The organism is Pseudodesulfovibrio thermohalotolerans (assembly GCF_021353295.2).
GTDB lineage: Bacteria > Desulfobacterota > Desulfovibrionia > Desulfovibrionales > Desulfovibrionaceae > Pseudodesulfovibrio > Pseudodesulfovibrio thermohalotolerans.
This window is the reverse complement of the sequence record NZ_CP120635.1, coordinates 3,460,062-3,476,482: the sequence shown is the minus strand read 5'-3', so window position 1 is coordinate 3,476,482 and position 16,421 is coordinate 3,460,062. Positions and strand designations below refer to the sequence as shown.

At 62.7% G+C, this 16,421-nt stretch carries 18 protein-coding genes; 8 read left to right on the top strand and 10 right to left on the bottom strand.

Going from position 1 to position 16,421, the window contains the following annotated elements; translation table 11 throughout:
* Positions 1-15: 15 nt before the first annotated feature.
* Positions 16-1,530 (top strand): uroporphyrinogen-III C-methyltransferase, encoded by a 1,515-nt coding sequence (cobA, locus tag LF599_RS16270; protein WP_279521527.1) that lies wholly within the window; start codon positions 16-18, stop codon positions 1,528-1,530.
* Positions 1,531-1,610: 80 nt separating this feature from the next.
* Here the strand turns inward: cobA and LF599_RS16265 are convergent, their stop codons facing one another.
* Together LF599_RS16265 and LF599_RS16260 are read right to left on the bottom strand one after the other, a co-directional pair.
* Positions 1,611-1,940 carry a YegP family protein gene (locus tag LF599_RS16265; RefSeq protein WP_279521526.1) on the bottom strand — a complete coding sequence of 110 codons (330 nt, stop codon included), beginning with the start codon at positions 1,938-1,940 and terminating at the stop codon, positions 1,611-1,613.
* A 177-nt stretch (positions 1,941-2,117) separates the two neighbouring features.
* Positions 2,118-2,858, bottom strand: a complete 741-nt coding sequence (locus LF599_RS16260; protein WP_279521525.1) for a substrate-binding periplasmic protein — start codon at positions 2,856-2,858, stop codon at positions 2,118-2,120.
* 168 nt (positions 2,859-3,026) lie between these two features.
* Here LF599_RS16260 and purN point away from each other — a divergent pair, with 168 nt between their 5' ends.
* The 4 genes from purN (at position 3,027) to LF599_RS16240 (ending at position 5,748) form a co-directional block, all read left to right on the top strand.
* Positions 3,027-3,731: a phosphoribosylglycinamide formyltransferase gene (gene purN / locus LF599_RS16255; RefSeq protein WP_279521524.1), complete on the top strand. Its 705-nt coding sequence runs from the start codon at positions 3,027-3,029 to the stop codon at positions 3,729-3,731.
* 306 nt (positions 3,732-4,037) lie between these two features.
* Positions 4,038-4,574 carry a 3'-5' exonuclease gene (locus tag LF599_RS16250; protein ID WP_279521523.1) on the top strand — a complete coding sequence of 179 codons (537 nt, stop codon included), beginning with the start codon at positions 4,038-4,040 and terminating at the stop codon, positions 4,572-4,574.
* Positions 4,574-5,335, top strand: coding sequence for a precorrin-4 C(11)-methyltransferase (gene cobM, locus LF599_RS16245; protein WP_279521522.1), 762 nt, complete (start codon positions 4,574-4,576; stop codon positions 5,333-5,335). The genes LF599_RS16250 and cobM overlap by 1 nt, the downstream gene beginning before the upstream one ends.
* 17 nt (positions 5,336-5,352) lie before the next feature.
* A complete protein-coding gene (locus LF599_RS16240) occupies positions 5,353-5,748 on the top strand; it encodes a secondary thiamine-phosphate synthase enzyme YjbQ (protein WP_279521521.1) in 396 nt (131 codons plus the stop codon).
* Between the two features lie 10 nt (positions 5,749-5,758).
* On the opposite strand, the gene LF599_RS16235 is transcribed toward LF599_RS16240, so the two are convergent.
* On the bottom strand, positions 5,759-6,784 hold the full coding sequence (locus LF599_RS16235) for a hypothetical protein (RefSeq protein ID WP_279521520.1): 1,026 nt from the start codon (positions 6,782-6,784) through the stop codon (positions 5,759-5,761).
* 195 nt (positions 6,785-6,979) lie between these two features.
* Positions 6,980-9,094: a methyl-accepting chemotaxis protein gene (locus LF599_RS16230; protein ID WP_279521519.1), complete on the bottom strand. Its 2,115-nt coding sequence runs from the start codon at positions 9,092-9,094 to the stop codon at positions 6,980-6,982.
* A gap of 198 nt (positions 9,095-9,292) precedes the next feature.
* Here LF599_RS16230 and LF599_RS16225 point away from each other — a divergent pair, with 198 nt between their 5' ends.
* Positions 9,293-9,610, top strand: coding sequence for a DUF4389 domain-containing protein (locus tag LF599_RS16225; protein WP_279521518.1), 318 nt, complete (start codon positions 9,293-9,295; stop codon positions 9,608-9,610).
* A 1-nt stretch (position 9,611) separates the two neighbouring features.
* Positions 9,612-9,884, top strand: coding sequence for a cysteine-rich small domain-containing protein (locus LF599_RS16220; RefSeq protein ID WP_279521517.1), 273 nt, complete (start codon positions 9,612-9,614; stop codon positions 9,882-9,884).
* Positions 9,885-9,888: 4 nt separating this feature from the next.
* Here LF599_RS16220 and LF599_RS16215 read toward each other — a convergent pair whose 3' ends face one another.
* The 5 genes from LF599_RS16215 to LF599_RS16195 form a co-directional block, all read right to left on the bottom strand.
* Positions 9,889-10,332 carry a hypothetical protein gene (locus LF599_RS16215; RefSeq protein ID WP_279521516.1) on the bottom strand — a complete coding sequence of 148 codons (444 nt, stop codon included), beginning with the start codon at positions 10,330-10,332 and terminating at the stop codon, positions 9,889-9,891.
* A 22-nt stretch (positions 10,333-10,354) separates the two neighbouring features.
* The gene (locus LF599_RS16210; protein WP_279521515.1) at positions 10,355-11,557 is read right to left on the bottom strand and encodes an HD-GYP domain-containing protein; all 1,203 of its coding nucleotides are present in this window, start codon (positions 11,555-11,557) and stop codon (positions 10,355-10,357) included.
* Between the two features lie 16 nt (positions 11,558-11,573).
* Entirely contained in the window at positions 11,574-12,272 is a 699-nt protein-coding gene (locus LF599_RS16205) for a flagellar brake protein (protein ID WP_279521514.1), read from the bottom strand.
* Positions 12,273-12,398: 126 nt separating this feature from the next.
* A complete protein-coding gene (amrA, locus tag LF599_RS16200; RefSeq protein WP_279521513.1) occupies positions 12,399-12,956 on the bottom strand; it encodes an AmmeMemoRadiSam system protein A in 558 nt (185 codons plus the stop codon).
* 3 nt (positions 12,957-12,959) lie between these two features.
* Positions 12,960-14,243 carry an MFS transporter gene (locus tag LF599_RS16195; protein ID WP_279521512.1) on the bottom strand — a complete coding sequence of 428 codons (1,284 nt, stop codon included), beginning with the start codon at positions 14,241-14,243 and terminating at the stop codon, positions 12,960-12,962.
* 179 nt (positions 14,244-14,422) lie between these two features.
* Between LF599_RS16195 and LF599_RS16190 the strand changes: the two genes are divergently transcribed.
* Positions 14,423-14,989, top strand: coding sequence for a substrate-binding periplasmic protein (locus LF599_RS16190; RefSeq protein ID WP_269940231.1), 567 nt, complete (start codon positions 14,423-14,425; stop codon positions 14,987-14,989).
* A 122-nt stretch (positions 14,990-15,111) separates the two neighbouring features.
* Here LF599_RS16190 and cbiE read toward each other — a convergent pair whose 3' ends face one another.
* Positions 15,112-16,356 (bottom strand): precorrin-6y C5,15-methyltransferase (decarboxylating) subunit CbiE, encoded by a 1,245-nt coding sequence (gene cbiE, locus LF599_RS16185; RefSeq protein WP_279521511.1) that lies wholly within the window; start codon positions 16,354-16,356, stop codon positions 15,112-15,114.
* Positions 16,357-16,421 lie beyond the last annotated feature (65 nt).

The window sequence follows — 16,421 nt, the reverse complement described above, 5'->3', positions numbered from 1 at the left end:
GCAGGAGGCAAACTTATGGCAAACGTGTTTCTCGTCGGAGCGGGCCCGGGCGATCCGGGGATGCTCACCCTTCGGGCCAAGGAGATCATCGAGACCTGCGACGTGATGATCTATGACTATCTGGCCAACGCCGAATTCCTGAAGTGGTGCAAGCCTGACTGCGAAATTCTGTACGTGGGCAAGAAGGGCGGCGACCACACCCTGCCGCAGGACAGGATCAACGACCTGATCGTGGACAAGGCCCGTTCCGGGCGGCGCGTCTGCCGGTTGAAGGGCGGCGATCCGTATGTCTTCGGACGCGGCGGTGAGGAAGGCGAGGAGCTTGTCGAGGCGGGCATCGACTTCGAGGTGGTGCCGGGCATCACCGCAGGCGTGGCCGCTCCGGCCTATGCGGGCATTCCCGTGACCCACCGCGACTTCACCACCAGCGTTTGCTTCATCACCGGACACGAGGACCCGACCAAGTCCGAATCCGGGCACGATTGGGCGGTGTACGGCCGGTCAACCTCCACCCTGGTTTTCTACATGGGGGTGGGCAACCTGCCCATGATCGCCCAGAATCTCATGGACAACGGCCGTGCCGCCGATACTCCCGTGGCGTTGGTGCGCTGGGGCACGCGCTGCAACCAGACTTCGTTCGTGTCCACCCTGGACCGGGTGGCCGAAGAGGCCAAGGCCCGGCAGTGGAAGGCCCCGTCCATCATCATCGTGGGCGGCGTGTGCAGCCTGCATGACAAGCTGGGCTGGTTCGAGAAGAAACCCATGCTCGGACAGGGCGTGATCGTCACCCGCGCCCGCGAGCAGGCGTCCGGTCTGGTCAACGTCCTGCGTGAACAGGGGGCGTGCGTCCGCGAGTTCCCGACCATTTCGGTGGAGCCTCTGGACGACTACGCCGAGGTCGAGACCGCCATCCTGCAACTGGCCCGCTACCAGTGGGTGGTGTTCACCTCGGTCAACGGCGTGAAATATTTCTGGCAGCAGCTCCGGGCCATCGGCCTGGACGCGCGCATCTTCGGCGGAATGCAGGTCGCGGCCATCGGCCCGGCCACGGCCGACGAGCTGCGGGCGCGCGGCATCGAGCCGGACTTCATTCCGGAGAAATACGTGGCCGAGCACGTGGTCAAGGGGCTGCTCGAACGCGGCATCCAGGGCTCGGACGTGCTCATCCCGCGCGCCAAGGTGGCCCGCGAGGTCCTGCCCAGCGAGTTGAAGGCGGCGGGCTGCAATGTCACGGTCCTGCCGGTCTACGAGACTCGGCTGGGTCAGGCGAGCGGCGACGAGATCATGGAAGCGCTGACCTCCGGCGAGATCCGCTACGTGACCTTCACCTCGTCGAGCACTGTGGAGAATTTCTTCGAGCTCGTTCCGGCGGACGCCTTCAAGGCGTGCCCGGGCGTGAAGATCGCCTCCATCGGCCCCATCACCTCCGAGACGGTCAGGGGATTCGGCCTGACTCCTGACATCGAGCCGGGCGACTACACCATTCCCGGACTGGTGGACGCCCTTCTTGCGGACGCGGCCGCCGAATAGGCCCGGCCGCACACGACGAACAAAAAGGACCGGCGCGCAGTTCATGCGCGCCGGTCCTTTTTCATCGTCAGCCGGAAAGGCTAGGCGTCCACGATGTTCGTGCTCGGGCCGTTGGTTTTCACGGAGTTGATTCCGTTCTCCATGGCCGACTTGGAAGAGTACATTTCGCTCTTGCCGATGACCTGGTGATTGCCGGCCTTGAGCACGAAATAGGGCTTGCCGTTTTTGGCTTCCTTGCGCTCATAGCGTTCATCCAGGGGGCTGTTCTTCTGCACGCTGGCAATGCCGTTGTCGCACGCGCCTTTGGTGGTGTAGAGTTCGCTGGTCAGGATGATCTCGCCGTTTCCGGCCTTGAGGTTGAACATCCACTGTTCGTCCTTTGCCTGTTTCCTTTCGTATTTTCCTGCCATGGGGAATCTCCTTGGGTGTGCCGGAGGCGTCGTGCCGCGCGCCTATCCGCCGGGAAAACGCCTACGTGAACTCGGTAATGGTAATCCGTATCACACTCTGGGCGATCGCGCTATCGCCCGGCGTCGAGTATTGCGCGGGTCGGCGCTTTTTCCCGGAAGGCGGCGTCTCAGCCGGTTCTATCGGTATTGTACGGCGATGCGGGCGGCGGTGCCGTCGGCTTTGAGGGAATCCAGGGCGGTTTGCAGCCTGTTCACGACGTCGGGGTCCATGTCCAGGCTGGCGGCATAGTAGAGGTCGGTGGTCATGAGCTGGTAGACCATTTCAAAGTCGTTCGGGTCCAGTCCCAGACGGCGGATGGTGTGGTAGGTGTTCGTCTCGTTGCCCACCAGGACGTCGATATGGCCGTTGACGAGTTTGCGTATGTTCAGGACGCGGTCGTGCACGCGTTCCATCCAGGCTGGCGGTACGCCCTGGCTGGTCAGCTCCTGTTCCGAGGCGCTGGATCGTATGGTGCCGTATCGGTATCGCCACGCTCCCCATACCGGGTCAGTGATGACGAGACGTCTGGACTTCAAGGCGATCAGCCCGCTGCGCAGGGTGGCGATGGGACCTATCCAGCGGAACTGCGCCTCCCGTTCGCCGGTCCGGGCGGTGGCGAAGAGGATCACGTTGGGCTTTTCGCGTATCTCCTGGTATCCGCGCGCCCATGGCCAGAATTTGATGTCCGACCTCTTCACATCGAGTCCGGCCCGTTTGGCCATGAGCAGGAACAGGTCCGTGGCGATCCCGGCGGGGCCGCCGGTTTCGTTGAAAGTGAAGGGCGGGTTGGACTCGGTGATGACGAGCAGGTCGCTGGCCGCAACCGGATCGGGACCGAGCAGCAAAAGGAAAATCAGGGGAATGAACAGGCGTTTCATAGGGGTATTTGGGGGTATCGGGTCGAATTCGGCGGAATATAAGGATCGCGGGTCGAAAAAGCAATGCGGCGCCCAGGCGGGAAATCCGTTCTTGAAAAAGCGCGCGCTTTGGGCCAAGTTCTGGGGCGGGGCCAATCCCCCCGTTTTCAACCATCCAAGGGAGCATCCATGGCAATGCCCATCGCCGTCCTCGTATCCGGGGGCGGGTCCAATCTGCAATCCATCATCGACCGCATCGAAGCGGGTGCGCTTGACGCCGAAATCAAGGTCGTGGTGTCCAATCGTGAGGACGCCTACGGCCTGACCCGGGCGCGCAACCACAACATCCCCACCCGCGTGCTGCTGCACACGGATTTCGATTCCCGCGAGTCCTTTGACGAGGAATTGGTCCGGGTCCTCCGGGAATCGGGCGTGAACGGGGCCGGCGCGGTGGTCATGGCCGGGTTCATGCGCATCGTCACTCCGGTTTTTCTCGAACCGTTCCGGGGCCGCGTCATCAACATCCATCCCGCTTTGCTGCCGAGTTTTCCCGGCGTACATGGCCAGGACGACGCTGCGGAATACGGGGTCAAGATTTCCGGTTGCACCGTGCATTTCGTGGACGAACAGATGGATCACGGTCCGGTCATCGTCCAGGCCGCCGTTCCCTGCCAGCCGGGGGAAGACGGCGACGAGCTTGGGGCGCGCATCCTCAAGCTGGAACACCGCATCTATCCCCAGGCCTTGCAGTGGCTGGCCGAAGGCCGTCTGGAAACGCGCGGCAGGATAGTGCACCTTAAGCCGGGCGAGCGAAAATTGGCCGACGCATCCGCGTCCGACATGGGCGTGGAAACGCAGGCCCTTGTCTGGCCGCCGCTGGAAGAGGGCTTCTAAGAGGAGTGCCTCCGGCGGCCGGGGCGCTGCACCGGACCCCGCTCAAGAACCTTTTGAAAAAGGTCCTTGAGAATCTCCCAAACTTTTTGGCGCCGCTTTGCGGGTTGAAGCCGGGAGCAAAGGGAGCGCCTTGAAGATATTTGGTAATAACCTATTTGAATGCAACTCATCCCCATTGCCCACCCCGCCGCAGGCGGTATAAAAAGTTTAGGAGGGGAAAGGGGATGGGGGTCGGGAGAAGGGGAGAGGGGAAGCCCTTTACAAAGGGTTCCCCTCTCCCCTTCCCCCGGTCGCCGGAGGCTCTTAATGCCAACATTAGATGATGTGCGATTTGTGGCCATTGATTTCGAGACGGCTGACCCCAAGCGGGATTCGGCGTGCGCCTTGGGCATTGTGGTGGTGGACCGGGGCGAGATCGTGGCCCGGGATTACCGCTTGATCCGGCCGCCCAGGGCCCAGTTCAATCCATTTTGCGTGCGTGTGCACGGGATACATTGGTCTGACGTGTGCGACGAGCCGAGTTTCGGCGAGCTTTGGCCGAGGCTGGAACCGTTTTTCGAGGGTGCGGACTTTATCGTTGCGCACAACGCGGCCTTCGACAAATCCGTGTTGCAAACCTGCTGCCGTGAGGCGGGCCGGACCGTGCCGGTGCAGCCTTTCCTGTGCACGGTGCAGTTGGCCCGCAAGACCTGGGAGCTGGCTTCGAACAAGCTTCCGAGCGTGTGCGAGTTCCTGGGCATTGAGCTGAATCACCACAACGCGGCTTCAGACGCGGAGGCGTGCGCGCTCATCGCGGTGAACGGCCTGCGCCAGAACCCCGATTATTTGTGCAAGGTGCTGTGATGGCGGACGTGTATTTCATCGGTGCCGGACCGGGCGATCCGGAATTGTTGACCGTCAAGGGGCGGCGGCTCATAGCCGAGGCCGATCTGGTGCTTTACGCCGGTTCGCTGGTGCCCGCCCAAGTGGTGGCCGGTGCCGGGCCGAACGCCCGCGTGGCAGACTCCGCGCCCATGAGCCTGGATGAAACCCATGCGCTCATGGCGGAGACAGTGGCTTCGGGCGGCACGGTCGCCCGTGTGCATACCGGGGACCCCTCGCTTTACGGAGCCATCCGCGAGCAGATTGCCCTGCTCGACGAGGCCGGGATCACCTACGAGGTGGTGCCGGGCGTGACGGCCGGGTTCGCGGCGGCTGCTGCGGCCGGGCGGTCGTACACCGTGCCAGAGGTGACCCAGACGCTCATTTTCACGCGCCTGGAAGGGCGGACGCCGGTGCCCGAGGGCGAACGCCTCCGCAAACTGGCGGCCCATGGCTCGGCCATGTGCATATATCTTTCGGCGGGCGATCCCGAGGGCGTGCAGGCGGAACTGCTGGCAGGCGGGCTGGCCGAATCCACCCTGGTGGTCATGGCCTTCCGCGTGGGCTGGCCGGACGAGAAACTGGTTGAGACCGAGCTGGGCGGCCTGGCCGAAACGGCCCGCGCCAACGGCTTCACCCGACAGACCGTGTTTCTGGTTCTGCCCGGACAGGGGCGTGAGGATGGGGGCAAGGCCCGTTCCCTGCTCTACGACAAGGATTTCAAGCACATGTACCGCGCCTGACGCGGCGGGAGGACGCCATGGAGATTTTGGAAATCCGCACCCGCGAACGCGAGGAACTGATCGACGTCACCGGGGCCGTGCGCAAGGCCGTCCGGGAAAACGGATGGACCGACGGCGCGCTGCTTCTCTACTGCCCGCACACCACGGGCGCAGTGACCGTCAATGAAGGGGCCGATCCCGACGTGGTCCGCGACATCGTCGTGAACATGCGAAAGCTCGTGCCCCATGGCGGCGACTACCGTCACGCCGAAGGCAATTCCGACGCGCATATCAAGTCGTCCCTGTTCGGCTGCGACCAGATGGTTATTGTCGAGGGCGGCGATCTCATGCTCGGCACCTGGCAGAAGATATATTTCTGCGAGTTCGACGGCCCCAGGACCCGCAAACTCTGGGTGCGGTTCCTGGCTTCCTGAGCTGCCCCACTCAGAACGAATAGGCCAGGTTCAGGCCGAGACTGCCCGCGACCGAGGGTTTCCCCTTGATATGGGCCGGACCGGCCGGTCCATAGGACGGCTCCTTCACGGACCATCCCTGCCCGCTGCCCCGGACCTGGGGCACGTAGGAAAGATATTGCAGGCCGCACTTCAGGCCGATGTCCAGTCCGTTCCAAACATTCGCGGAAACGGTCCCTTCCAGGGTTCCCCGGTAGGCGATGTCGTGTTTGGTCTGTGTGATGGAGCTTTCGCCTCCGAGTGCCTGGGAATTCATCCTTGAATCGTATTTCGCGGAAACGGCGCCCACTCCCTGGGTGGTCTCCAGGGTCAGTTTCATTGGTCCCGCCCGCCGTTCCAACCGAATTCCGACCAGCACGCCGTTGTAAGCGGCTTCGACATTGTCGGAAAGGAACATCACGTCCCCGGTGCTGGAGCGGTAGTCGAGCGAATACTCCTGGTCGAGCTTCATCCCCCAGTATCCGGCAAACAGCGTGAGCCCGGACCCCGCTGCGTCCCAGTGCGTTCCAGCAATCAGCTCTCCGCCCAATTGTCGGAAATGGAGTTCGGTTCGCGTGTAGGCCGTGCCTGTCGTACCGGCTCCGCCGAAGCCGGAGTCACTGCCGGAAACAGGGAAATAGCCGACCCTCGTGTAGTCTCCATGGGGTGAATATTCCCCCTTTTCGACAGGATTTGATTCCGCGAACCTGCCCCGTGCTTCCACGAATATGCCGTTGCTGTTCCGCCACCCCAGGGAAATTTGCGTCATGGGCGCGGTCACCGGCTCGTCGAACGTGGCCAGGCGATCGCCTTTTTGCCGACCGATACGGTTCCAAAGCGGGAGATATTCGGGAAGATCGATGACATAGAGGGATACCCCTGCCTCGGCATACAAGCCGGACCCGGTTCCGTCCGTGTCGGCACCCGCTGCCAGTGCGCGGGAGGAACCCAGCCAAATGAGCAGCGGCAAGGCCAGGAGAACGGAGATGAACTGCGACGGGGCGGTCTTCGTATACATGATACGGAGATATTTCAGGCGGGTGATAAAATAGTCAATAAAAAATAAATCGATTGATAAGGGGGTTGGCCGCCCTGTCGTCGTGAAGGGATGTGGCCTTGATGTGGTTCGGGAGCCCGCACGGCGTCGGGGAAAGGGCAGGGGGCGGCAATGCCGCCCCCTGTTAGCGTGGTGTTTTTGAAGGTTTTTTCGCGCCTAGGCGACCATCTGCTGGATCAGCTCGTCGAGTTCGATGACCATGCGCTGGAGGTCTCCCACAGACCCGGCGGCGCGGGTCATGGACTGGTTGGTCTCGTCCGAGACGCGGTTGATGTCCTCGGTAGCCCGGGCGATCTCCTCGGCCGATGCGGACTGTTCCTCCGAGGCCGCGGCAATGGACTGGACCTGTCCGGAGGAGTCGTCGGAGTAGGCCACGATCTCGTCGAGCATGGCCAGGGCCTGATCTGCCAGACGGGTGCTTTCGGCCACGGCTTCGGCGGCCGTGTCGGTGGAGGCGATATTGGCCCGGCTGGATTCCTGGATCGCGCTGATGGCGTTGTTCACCTCGGTGGTGGCGGTCATGGTCTTTTCGGCCAGCTTGCGCACCTCGTCGGCGACCACGGCGAAGCCCCGGCCAGCCTCGCCCGCGCGGGCCGCTTCAATGGCGGCGTTGAGCGCGAGCAGGTTGGTCTGGTCCGCGATGTCGGAGATGACCTCAATGATATTTCCGATGGAGTCGGCCTGTTCGCCCAGCCCGGTCATGTCCGTTTTGAGATGGTCGGCGTGTTGCTGCACCTCGCGGATGGCGTTGACCACCTGGTTGACCACATCCGCGCCTTCCCCGGCCTTGGTACGGGTCTGGCTGGTGTTCTCGGCGGCCCGGCTGGCGTTGCGCGCCACCTCCAGGACCGTGGCGTTCATTTCTTCCATGGCCGTGGCGGTCTCGGTGGTCCGCTCGTTTTGGATGCGGGAGCCCTGGGTGGCCTGCTCCACCTGCGCGCTGAGGTCGGCGGAGGAATCGGCCAGGGTCCGGGAGATGTCCGCCGCACGCTGGGAAAGGCGGGCATTGCGGCGTTGCAGGGTCATGATTTCGGTCTGGTCCACGACGATCTCCACCGCGCCGACCACCTTGCCTTCGGCGTCGTGGATGGGCTTGCCCGTGTATTTGATGTCCAGGTCCATGTCCTGCGGGTGGGCGTCGGTCTCCGAGGTCTCCATCTTGTTGGTGCGCATACAGGTGGTGCAGGCGCACTTCTGGGTATGGCAGTCCGAGGTCCTGAATATGTCGTAGCAGTTGATGGCCTTGTAAGCGCCGTGATCTTTGAATCCGCCCAGGGTTCGGCCCATTTCGTTCAGGAAGAGCACGTCCAGTTTGGTGGTTACGGTCATGACCGGCAGGGGGATGGCGTCGAGGTACCGGACAAGGGCTTCGGCGATCTCGTTGCTTCGGCCGAGAATACCGGCGAACTCGCCTTCAAGTCCGTCGGCCGGAGCCGTGGTTCGCAATTTGCCCACCACAATGGCGTCGGCGGTCTCCTTGAACCGGCTGGACATGATCTTGAGCGATTCGGTGATGTCCACCAGCGTGGCGCACAGCCGTCCGATCTCGTCCTTCTGGTGCACATCGAGCTTGGCGTCGAAGTTGCCTTTGGCGATTTCGTGGGCGAAGGCCAGTGCCTTGTTGGTCGGACGCGCGATGCCGGCGGCCATGAATACGGAGAGGAGGATGGCCGCGATCACCATCATCGAGGTGATGATGACCGTGGTGGTCGAGAGTTCGTCACGGCTTTGAATGAACGCGTCGTGCTCCTGTTCGATGAACGTGCCGAGTTTGGCCTGGAGGGCGTCCACCTGCTCCTTGGCCATGCGGAAGTGCTCATCCATGCGGCCGCTCAGGGCATAGAGGCTCGACTGGTCCGCGCCGCCGCTGTTCAGCAGTTCGGGGAGATCCTTTTCCATGAGCCCCAGGAGGTCTTGATAGGCTTTGTCCAACCGCTCCACGCGGTTTTCCATGCCGAGCTTCGCGCCAACGGACCGGGCGATCTTCAGGTTTTGCGCGCCCTCTTCGCGCAGGCCCGCGACCTTGGTTTTGAATGCCTCGACGTCGGGACGGAGCAGGGTGCGGGAGAAATCGGCGTCAATGGATTCGAGACGGACATCCATTTCCAGCAGGGCGGTCATTTCGCGCGTGGCCTCGACTTCGGCGTCCTGGAGCGCGGAAAGACTGTTCATGGCGCGGCTCTGGAACAGGGCGAAGGCGATGAAGATGATGGATAGAAGGGAAAAACCGATGGCGAGCCGGAGTTTGACTGATAGATTGTTGAATCTCATAGTTACTATTATCGTCTTTTGGGTTACGTTGAGCCGATAGGGCAACGCGGCTCGGTAGAGGGTTGATCACATCCACGAAAGTTGAAGTTTGCGCGATGATGCCGAAGATGTCCAGTCCTGTGTCGGAGGGGCGGTTGCGCGGAACGTCCCGGATGGGGTAGGCTGACTCTGAGCGAACGTCAACCCGGAAGGTGCCCCATGTCTACTGAAGCAAGAGCGACCACCGTCAGCCGCAGCGAAATACTGAAGCGGTTTATCGTCACCCTGGTTTGCCTCATCTTTTTCGAGGTTCTGACCTTGATAATCGAGGTGGCGACCCTGTTCCAATACGGCTATCTGCTCGTCTCCAGGAAACGGAGCGAACCCCTCAGGCGGATGTGCAACAACCTGTCGCAGTACGGCTACAGGATCATGCGCTACGCCACCCTGAACGACAACCGGCGGCCTTTCCCCTTTGCCCCGTTCCCCGAGGACGGGGATTGCGAGCCGCCCGCCAAGCAGGTACAGTTCCGCTGACATGAAGAACAGCCATCGCTTTTTCAGCAACACGGACTGCGAGTATTTCCCCTGCCACAAGACCAGGCGGCCGGAGCGTTTCAACTGCATGTTCTGCTACTGCCCGCTCTATTTCTTCGAGGAGTGCGGAGGCAACTACATTGTCCTTGATTCGGGCGTAAAAGACTGCACCAACTGCCTCATTCCGCATACGCCGGAGGGATACGACCATATTCTGGGTCGGCTGAAGGCGCGTTTCGCCGAGATTCGCGGGGCGGCTTCCGAAAAGAAGTGACGGGTCAGGCTCGGCGTTTGGCGTTGAAGGGTGAGTGGGTCATGTAGTGGCTGAATTCGCGTTCCAGCCTGCCGCGTTCGCGTGCGGCCTGCCGTTCCTGGGCTTCCAGATCCAGATCACCGTTCTGGAATCGTGACAGGGATACGAAGCAGTTTTTGATCCGGGCAAGTTCTTCGTTGCGGCGGTTTTTCCAGAAATAGTAGGCCATGATCTTGGCCGCGCTCTTGATGTCTTCCTTCGGGTAGGCGAGTTGCCGCTCGTCCAGCGGGAAGCTTTCCCCGTCCTCCACCAGGGGCAGGACGGGAATCAGCACCTCTTTGGCCCTTTTCAGGGAGTCGGGCGAGATCCGGTAGACCTTTACCCGCCTTCGACTGCCGTGCCACCACTTGATCCCGTACAGCAGGATCGTCAGCACGATCACGCCAAGCCAAATGTCCATGTCCAGCATCAAGTGTCTCCGGCGGGACGAATCAGTTCGGGGCCAGGTAGTTCATCAGGGTCCTGCGGTAGGTCGAAGGATCGGCGCATTCCAGTATCTCGATGGCCTTGCCCCGGTCCACCCGTTGGGTCAGGTCCACATCGCGCGTCCGGATGGGTTTCATGTCCGCGTCCATGATGATTCGGATCTTCGGGTTGAGCGGTTCGCGCGAGTTGCTTTCGAAGACCAGGGCGTATTCGCCGGTGTTCAGGCGCACAAAGCTGCCCGCCGGGAAGATGCCCAGACATTTGATGAACAGTTGGACCTCCGTGGGGTCGAAGTCCTGGTCGCGCATACCGTACATGATGCCCAGCGCCTTGTTGGGCAGGATGGCGTTCTTGTAGCACCTGTCGGAAGTCAGGGCGTCGTACACGTCGGCCAGGCAGAGGATGCGGGCGAAGGCCGGGATATCCTTGCGGAGGAGGCTTTCGGGGTAGCCCGAGCCGTTGTACCGCTCGTGGTGGTGCAGCACGGCCTTGAGGACTTTGGCGGGGATGTCGCTGTTGCGCCGCAGAAGATCGTGCCCGTATTCCGGGTGGCGTCGCACCTCATCCCGCTCCGCCGAGGTCAGCGGGCCGGGCTTGTTGATGATCCGGGCGGGGACCGTGGTTTTGCCCAGGTCGTGCATCATTCCGGCCACGCCGAGCAGGACCAGTTCCTCACGGGACATGCCGATGTATTCGCCGAAGACCACGCTGATGGCGGCCACGTTGATGCAATGGGTATAGGTGTAGTCGTCGAATTCGGACAGCTTGGCGAGGCAGATCAGGGTGTCCGGGTTGGACACGGCGGATTCCACGATGGCTCCGGCGGTCTCCAGAGACGCGGCATAGTCCATTTTGCGTCCCAGCTTGGCGTCGTGGACAATGCGCATGGCGTGGGCCATGGCATCCTCGTAGGTGACCATGGCGGAAGAGATGGCCTGCTGGAACGGAACGCGCGCCGGCCGTTCCGGGGCGTCCTCACGCGCGGCGGCGAACTGGCTCAGGCGGGTATCGTCGGACTCGTCCCCCTCCTCGTCGACGGCGACGAAGACCTCCCGGTAGCCCAGGTCCTGAAGGCGGGCCACCTCCTCCTCGGATTCGATGATGCCGGGGTCGGCATACAGGTAGGGCAGGTGGTACCACATTTCCTTGGCCACCCGGACCACTTCCATGCCTGGCTTCAGGTCTTCGATGGGGATTTTTTTAATCATGTCGCGAGTCCGTTGGTTAGCGGGTCAATCTGCGCATTCTTTCCAGGTAGTTTCCTATTTTTTCCTCTTCCGCCTTGTTGAGGTCGAGGAACATGGCGCCCAGGGTGTGAATACCCTGCTCGCGCTGGATGTTTCTGACCACGATGGGCAGCTTGAGCGTGCCCTCCGCCCCAAGGTTGACGATGGCCACCAGGGTGTCGCCCACTTCAACCCGGGCGATGGGTTCCCGCGCACCGGCGCGGACCGATGCCTTGCAGCCGGTGGCGCTGATGTTGACGATCATGCATTCGTATTCCGCGTCCTCGGCCTGGAGCATTCCGTCGATGTTGCACTTGGTCCTGGCGTCCCGGCGCAGTTCGACCTTTTCCATTACCGAGGGATAATCGAAGAAGAGAAGGGAGGTCGGGGAGGTGATGGCGTTGTGCACCATGCTTTTGAATCCGTAGACCGTGCCCTGATGGATATATTTGACGATGATCTGGCCGCCCAGGGCAAGCTCCCGGCGGATGCGTCCCGGCAATCGGACCGATGCGATGAGATACTCGTAGGGATCGTACCCCACGATGCGGCCCCGGTAGGAGCGGTCCGCCCCCGGGACGCGGATGACCACGTCCTTGCCGGGGGAAACGCTCAACTGCACTCCCGGAATTTTGACGACCTTGTTCTCGGGAGGCGCGGTCGCGTTGTCTGTCTCTTTTTCAGATCTCTCCGACATGAAATACCTTGCGCGCGGCAAATTGCGCGGCCATGTATAATGTCGGCCGCCTGTTTATGGAAGAAATCTATACACGATAATAACTACCACTGTCGATAGGAGATTCTCCCGTCGAGGGGGGGGAGATCAGAATACTTCGGCTTCGAACCAGTAGATCTCCGTGGCAGGTTCCTTCCAGGAGTTGCGGGGAAGGCCCGCCTTGGCGCAGGTCTGGGCCAGGAAGGTCTCGCGGTTCCATTTCCACTCGACCGGGACCTGGGGCAGGAGCAGTCCCGACCGTCCTCCCCGGCGCATTATCAGGCCGTGGCGCCCCACTTCCACCTGGGCCGGGTCCGGGCACGGCTCAATGGGGCCGAGGATGGAGATTTCGTATTCCATGGCATGGAACTCGCCCTCTGTCAGGGGCGGGAAGCGCGGGTCGCGGAAGGCTGCCGACAGGGCCATGTCCCAGACCGTGCGGTAGAGTTCGCCCGTCCCGTAGACGTTGCCGATGCAGCCCCGGAGGCTGTCGTGGAGCTTGAGCGTCACAAAGGCGCCAAGATGTTCGCGCAGCTTTTGGGTGGGCGGTTCGGGCGGCGTGTGCGGGGCGTCGCCGATCCCCAGGCCGGAAGAGATGGCCATGACCACGAGACTTTTGAGGTATTGCTTTTCCTCGTCGGTCAGTTCGAAGCGGAAATCCGACATGATTCACTCCTCCTTGCAGGTTGGGGCGGGCACGAACAGCATGACCGCAAGGCCGATGCCGAACAGGGCGATCACCGAGGACATGCCCAGCCGCTGGCTGCCCGTGGCCAGCGTCAGCCAGCCCACCAGAAACGGGCCGAGAAATGAAGTCAGCTTCCCGGACAGGGCCATGAGCCCGAACATCTCGGTCCGCTTCCCGGCCGGGGCCGCGTGGGCAAGCCAGGAGCGGCTCGACGCCTGTACCGGACCAACAAATATACCAATGGCCAGTCCGAAAATCCAGAACAGGGTTTTGCTTTGCACCAGCAGGATGGCCGTGCCCGGCACAACCAGGCCGATCAGGGATAGAAGGATGGTCCGGCGCGGCCCGAGGCGGTCGTCCAGCCAGGCGAAGGCGGCCGCGCCCAGCCCGGCAGTGACGTTCAGCCCGATGCCGAAGACGATGACCTCGCCTGGGGTCATGCCGAAGGCCGCCGCTGCGTAGATTCCCCCAAAGGCGAACATGGTGGTCAGGCCGTCGTTGTAAAACATGCGGGCGAGCAGAAACAGGGCGATGGCCCGGTGCTTGCGCAGGCCTTTCAGGGAATCCCGCAACTGGGCGACGGCCTCGCGCACCGCGCGTTTCGGCGGAATGTTCGCGGAGGGCGCGTCCGGGGTGAACAGGAAAAGCGGCAGGCAGAAGACCAGATACCACAGGGCCGTCAGGGGCATGACCGCGCGCACGTTCAGTGCGTCGGCGGAGGGGATGCCGAACCAGCCCGGCGTCCTGACCAGGCCGTAGAGGGCGATCAGCAGCAGGACCAGCCCGCCCGCGTAGCCCAGTCCCCAGCCCCAGCCCGACCAGCGGCCCATGCGCTTGCGCGGGGCCAGGTCCGGGAGCATGGCGTTGTAGAAGATCATGGCGTACTCGCTGCCGATGGTGGCGATTCCGGCCAGGGCGAGAGCGGGCCAGACGTGGGACGGGTCCGGGCGGACGAACCACAGCAGCCCCGTGGCCGCGATGCACAGGACGGTGAAGGCGGCGAGCCACGGTTTGCGTCGACCGGCGCGGTCGGCCAGTGCGCCGAGCACCGGGCCTCCCAGGCCGATGACCAACCCGGCAATGCCCATCATGTTTCCCCACAAGGCCGTGCCCAGGGTCTCGTTTTCGGCCACGGCCCTGGCGAAATAGGCGGCGAACACGAATGTCTGCACCAATGCGGCGAAGCCGGAGTTGGCCCAGTCGTACAGGGCCCAGGAGAGAAGCGCGCGGGACGGGGTTGTGCGTCGGGTGCTGGAGTCGGACATGGGGCGCAGGGTAATACATGCGCTCCCGGCGCGCCACCACAGAGCTGTATACTTATGGGAAAAAATGGAGGCGGAATCAATACGGGCGTGTTAATAGGGGGGCCATGATCTGATTTCTGGCGTCCTTCGTTCTCCTGATGCTGCTGATTGCTCCTTCCGTTCGGGCCGAGGAGTCCATCATGCTCGTCGCCGGTGAATACGCTCCGTACGTCATGAGCTGGACGGATCGGCCCGGGCTGTTGGTCGAGGTGGTCGCGGCCGCATTCGCCCGGAGCGGAGTGAAGACGACCGTGTTGTTCCTTCCCTGGCGGCGTTGCGCCATGATGCTCCGCCAGGGCGACGCTTTTGCGGCCTTTCCCTTCACCTATACCGCGAAGCGTGGAGAATACGCCTGGTTCAGCGACACGATCTGGATCAGCCGGTGCGTCTTCTTCTATCTCAGGGGACGGCTGGGCGAGTATGATTTTACTTCCTTTGACGACCTGCGCGGGTTCACCATCGCCGGAACATCCGGACATCACTACGAGGAAGTATTCGAGGAAAAGGGGCTCAGCATGGACTACGCCTCCAGTGAGGGCTCGGGCATCCGGAAGGTCTGGGAGGAGCGGTGCGCCTTGTTCGCCGAGGACGAGTTGGCGGGTTGGGAACTTATCAGGCGAGTCTATCCCGAACGCTTCGACCAGTTCGGCTCCACGCCCACCCCATGGTATCTTGCGCCTTTGAGCCTCATGGTCTCAAAGACGTAGCCCGGCGCGAGCGAACTCATGGCGCGGTTCAATGCGGGGTTGGCCGCAATCAGGACCGACGGGACTTACAGCCGCCTTGCGGCCGCCTATGTCTCCGAGAGCGTGGCGGACGGCAAGCCGCGTTAGGGCTTTTCGGCCCAGAGTACGAAGACCGGGTTCTGGGCCTTGAAGCGCAGGTCTCCGGCCAGCGAGTCCGTGGCGGACGCCTGGAGTTGGGTCACGCCGAAGTGCCAGCCGTGCGCTTGGAAATGAGCTTTGGCCGTGTGCAGGGAGTCGAGGAGGATGCAGTGGACCACGATACGGCCGCGCGGTTTGAGGTTGCGGCAGGCCGTTTCCAGCAGGACTGTGTCCTGGTTGGATTCCCCGCCCAGCCCCCCGCCGATGAAGATGCGGTCCGGCTCGGGCAGGCCTTCCAGCGAGCCGGGCATTTCGCCGAGGACCACGTCCACCAGCCACGCCCCGGTGCGTCGGATGTTTTCGCGGATCATGGCCGCCCTGGTCTTGTTCCGCTCCACAGCGAAGACCCGTCCCCGTCTCGCCAGGTGGGACGCCTCGATGGACACGGAGCCGCAGCCCGCGCCGAGGTCCCAGACCGTGGAATCCGGCGCCACGTTCAGGTGGGCCAGTCCGGCCGCGCGTACGGGCAATTTGGTAATCAGGTTTTTCTGATGCAGGTAGAAATGATCCGGAATGCCCAGGGAAAGGCCGATCTCCGGCGGGTACTGCCGTTCCAGAACCACCAGGTTCAGCGGCGAGAAATCCATGCCCCAGGTTTCCCACAACGCCAGGGGCCGGATGCGCTCGTCCGGCGCGCCCAGGTTTTCCAGCACGGTCATGGAGAAACAGTCGGCCCCGCGTTCAAGCAGGGCGCGGGCCACCTCGGCCGGAGAGTTCTCGGCATCGGTGAAGACCGCGATGAGATCGGCGCGGACCAATGCCGCGTACAGGGGGGCGTAGTCGTCGCGCCCGTGCAGGGACACGAAGTCCATTTTCTGCCACGGCAGGGCCAGCCGGGCCGCAGCCAACTGCACCGTGGACAGGCTCGGCTCCACCACCAGGTTTTCGCGGCCAAGCTCCTCGCCCAACCGTTTCCCTATGCCGAAAAAAAGCGGGTCCCCGTCGGCCAGGACCACTACCTGGCGTCCCTTGCGGGCGGCCTTGCGCATGGTTTCGATTATCGGCTTGAGCGAACCCGTGATGGCCAGCCGATGGGCGTGCGCCTGAAGCAAGTCGTCCGGACAGGCCGCAAGAAGCCGCTTGCCGCCCACAACGAGATCGGCCTCGGCAAGAGCCGAGGCTGCGGTCTTTGACAGGGATAGGGAACCGGGCGGCAGCCCGATGATGCGGACGGGTTTAATCTTGCTCATTGCCGCAATGTAAACGAAACAAAGCCGGGGGGGAAGGACAATGCGCATGAAATGAAAACGTTTGT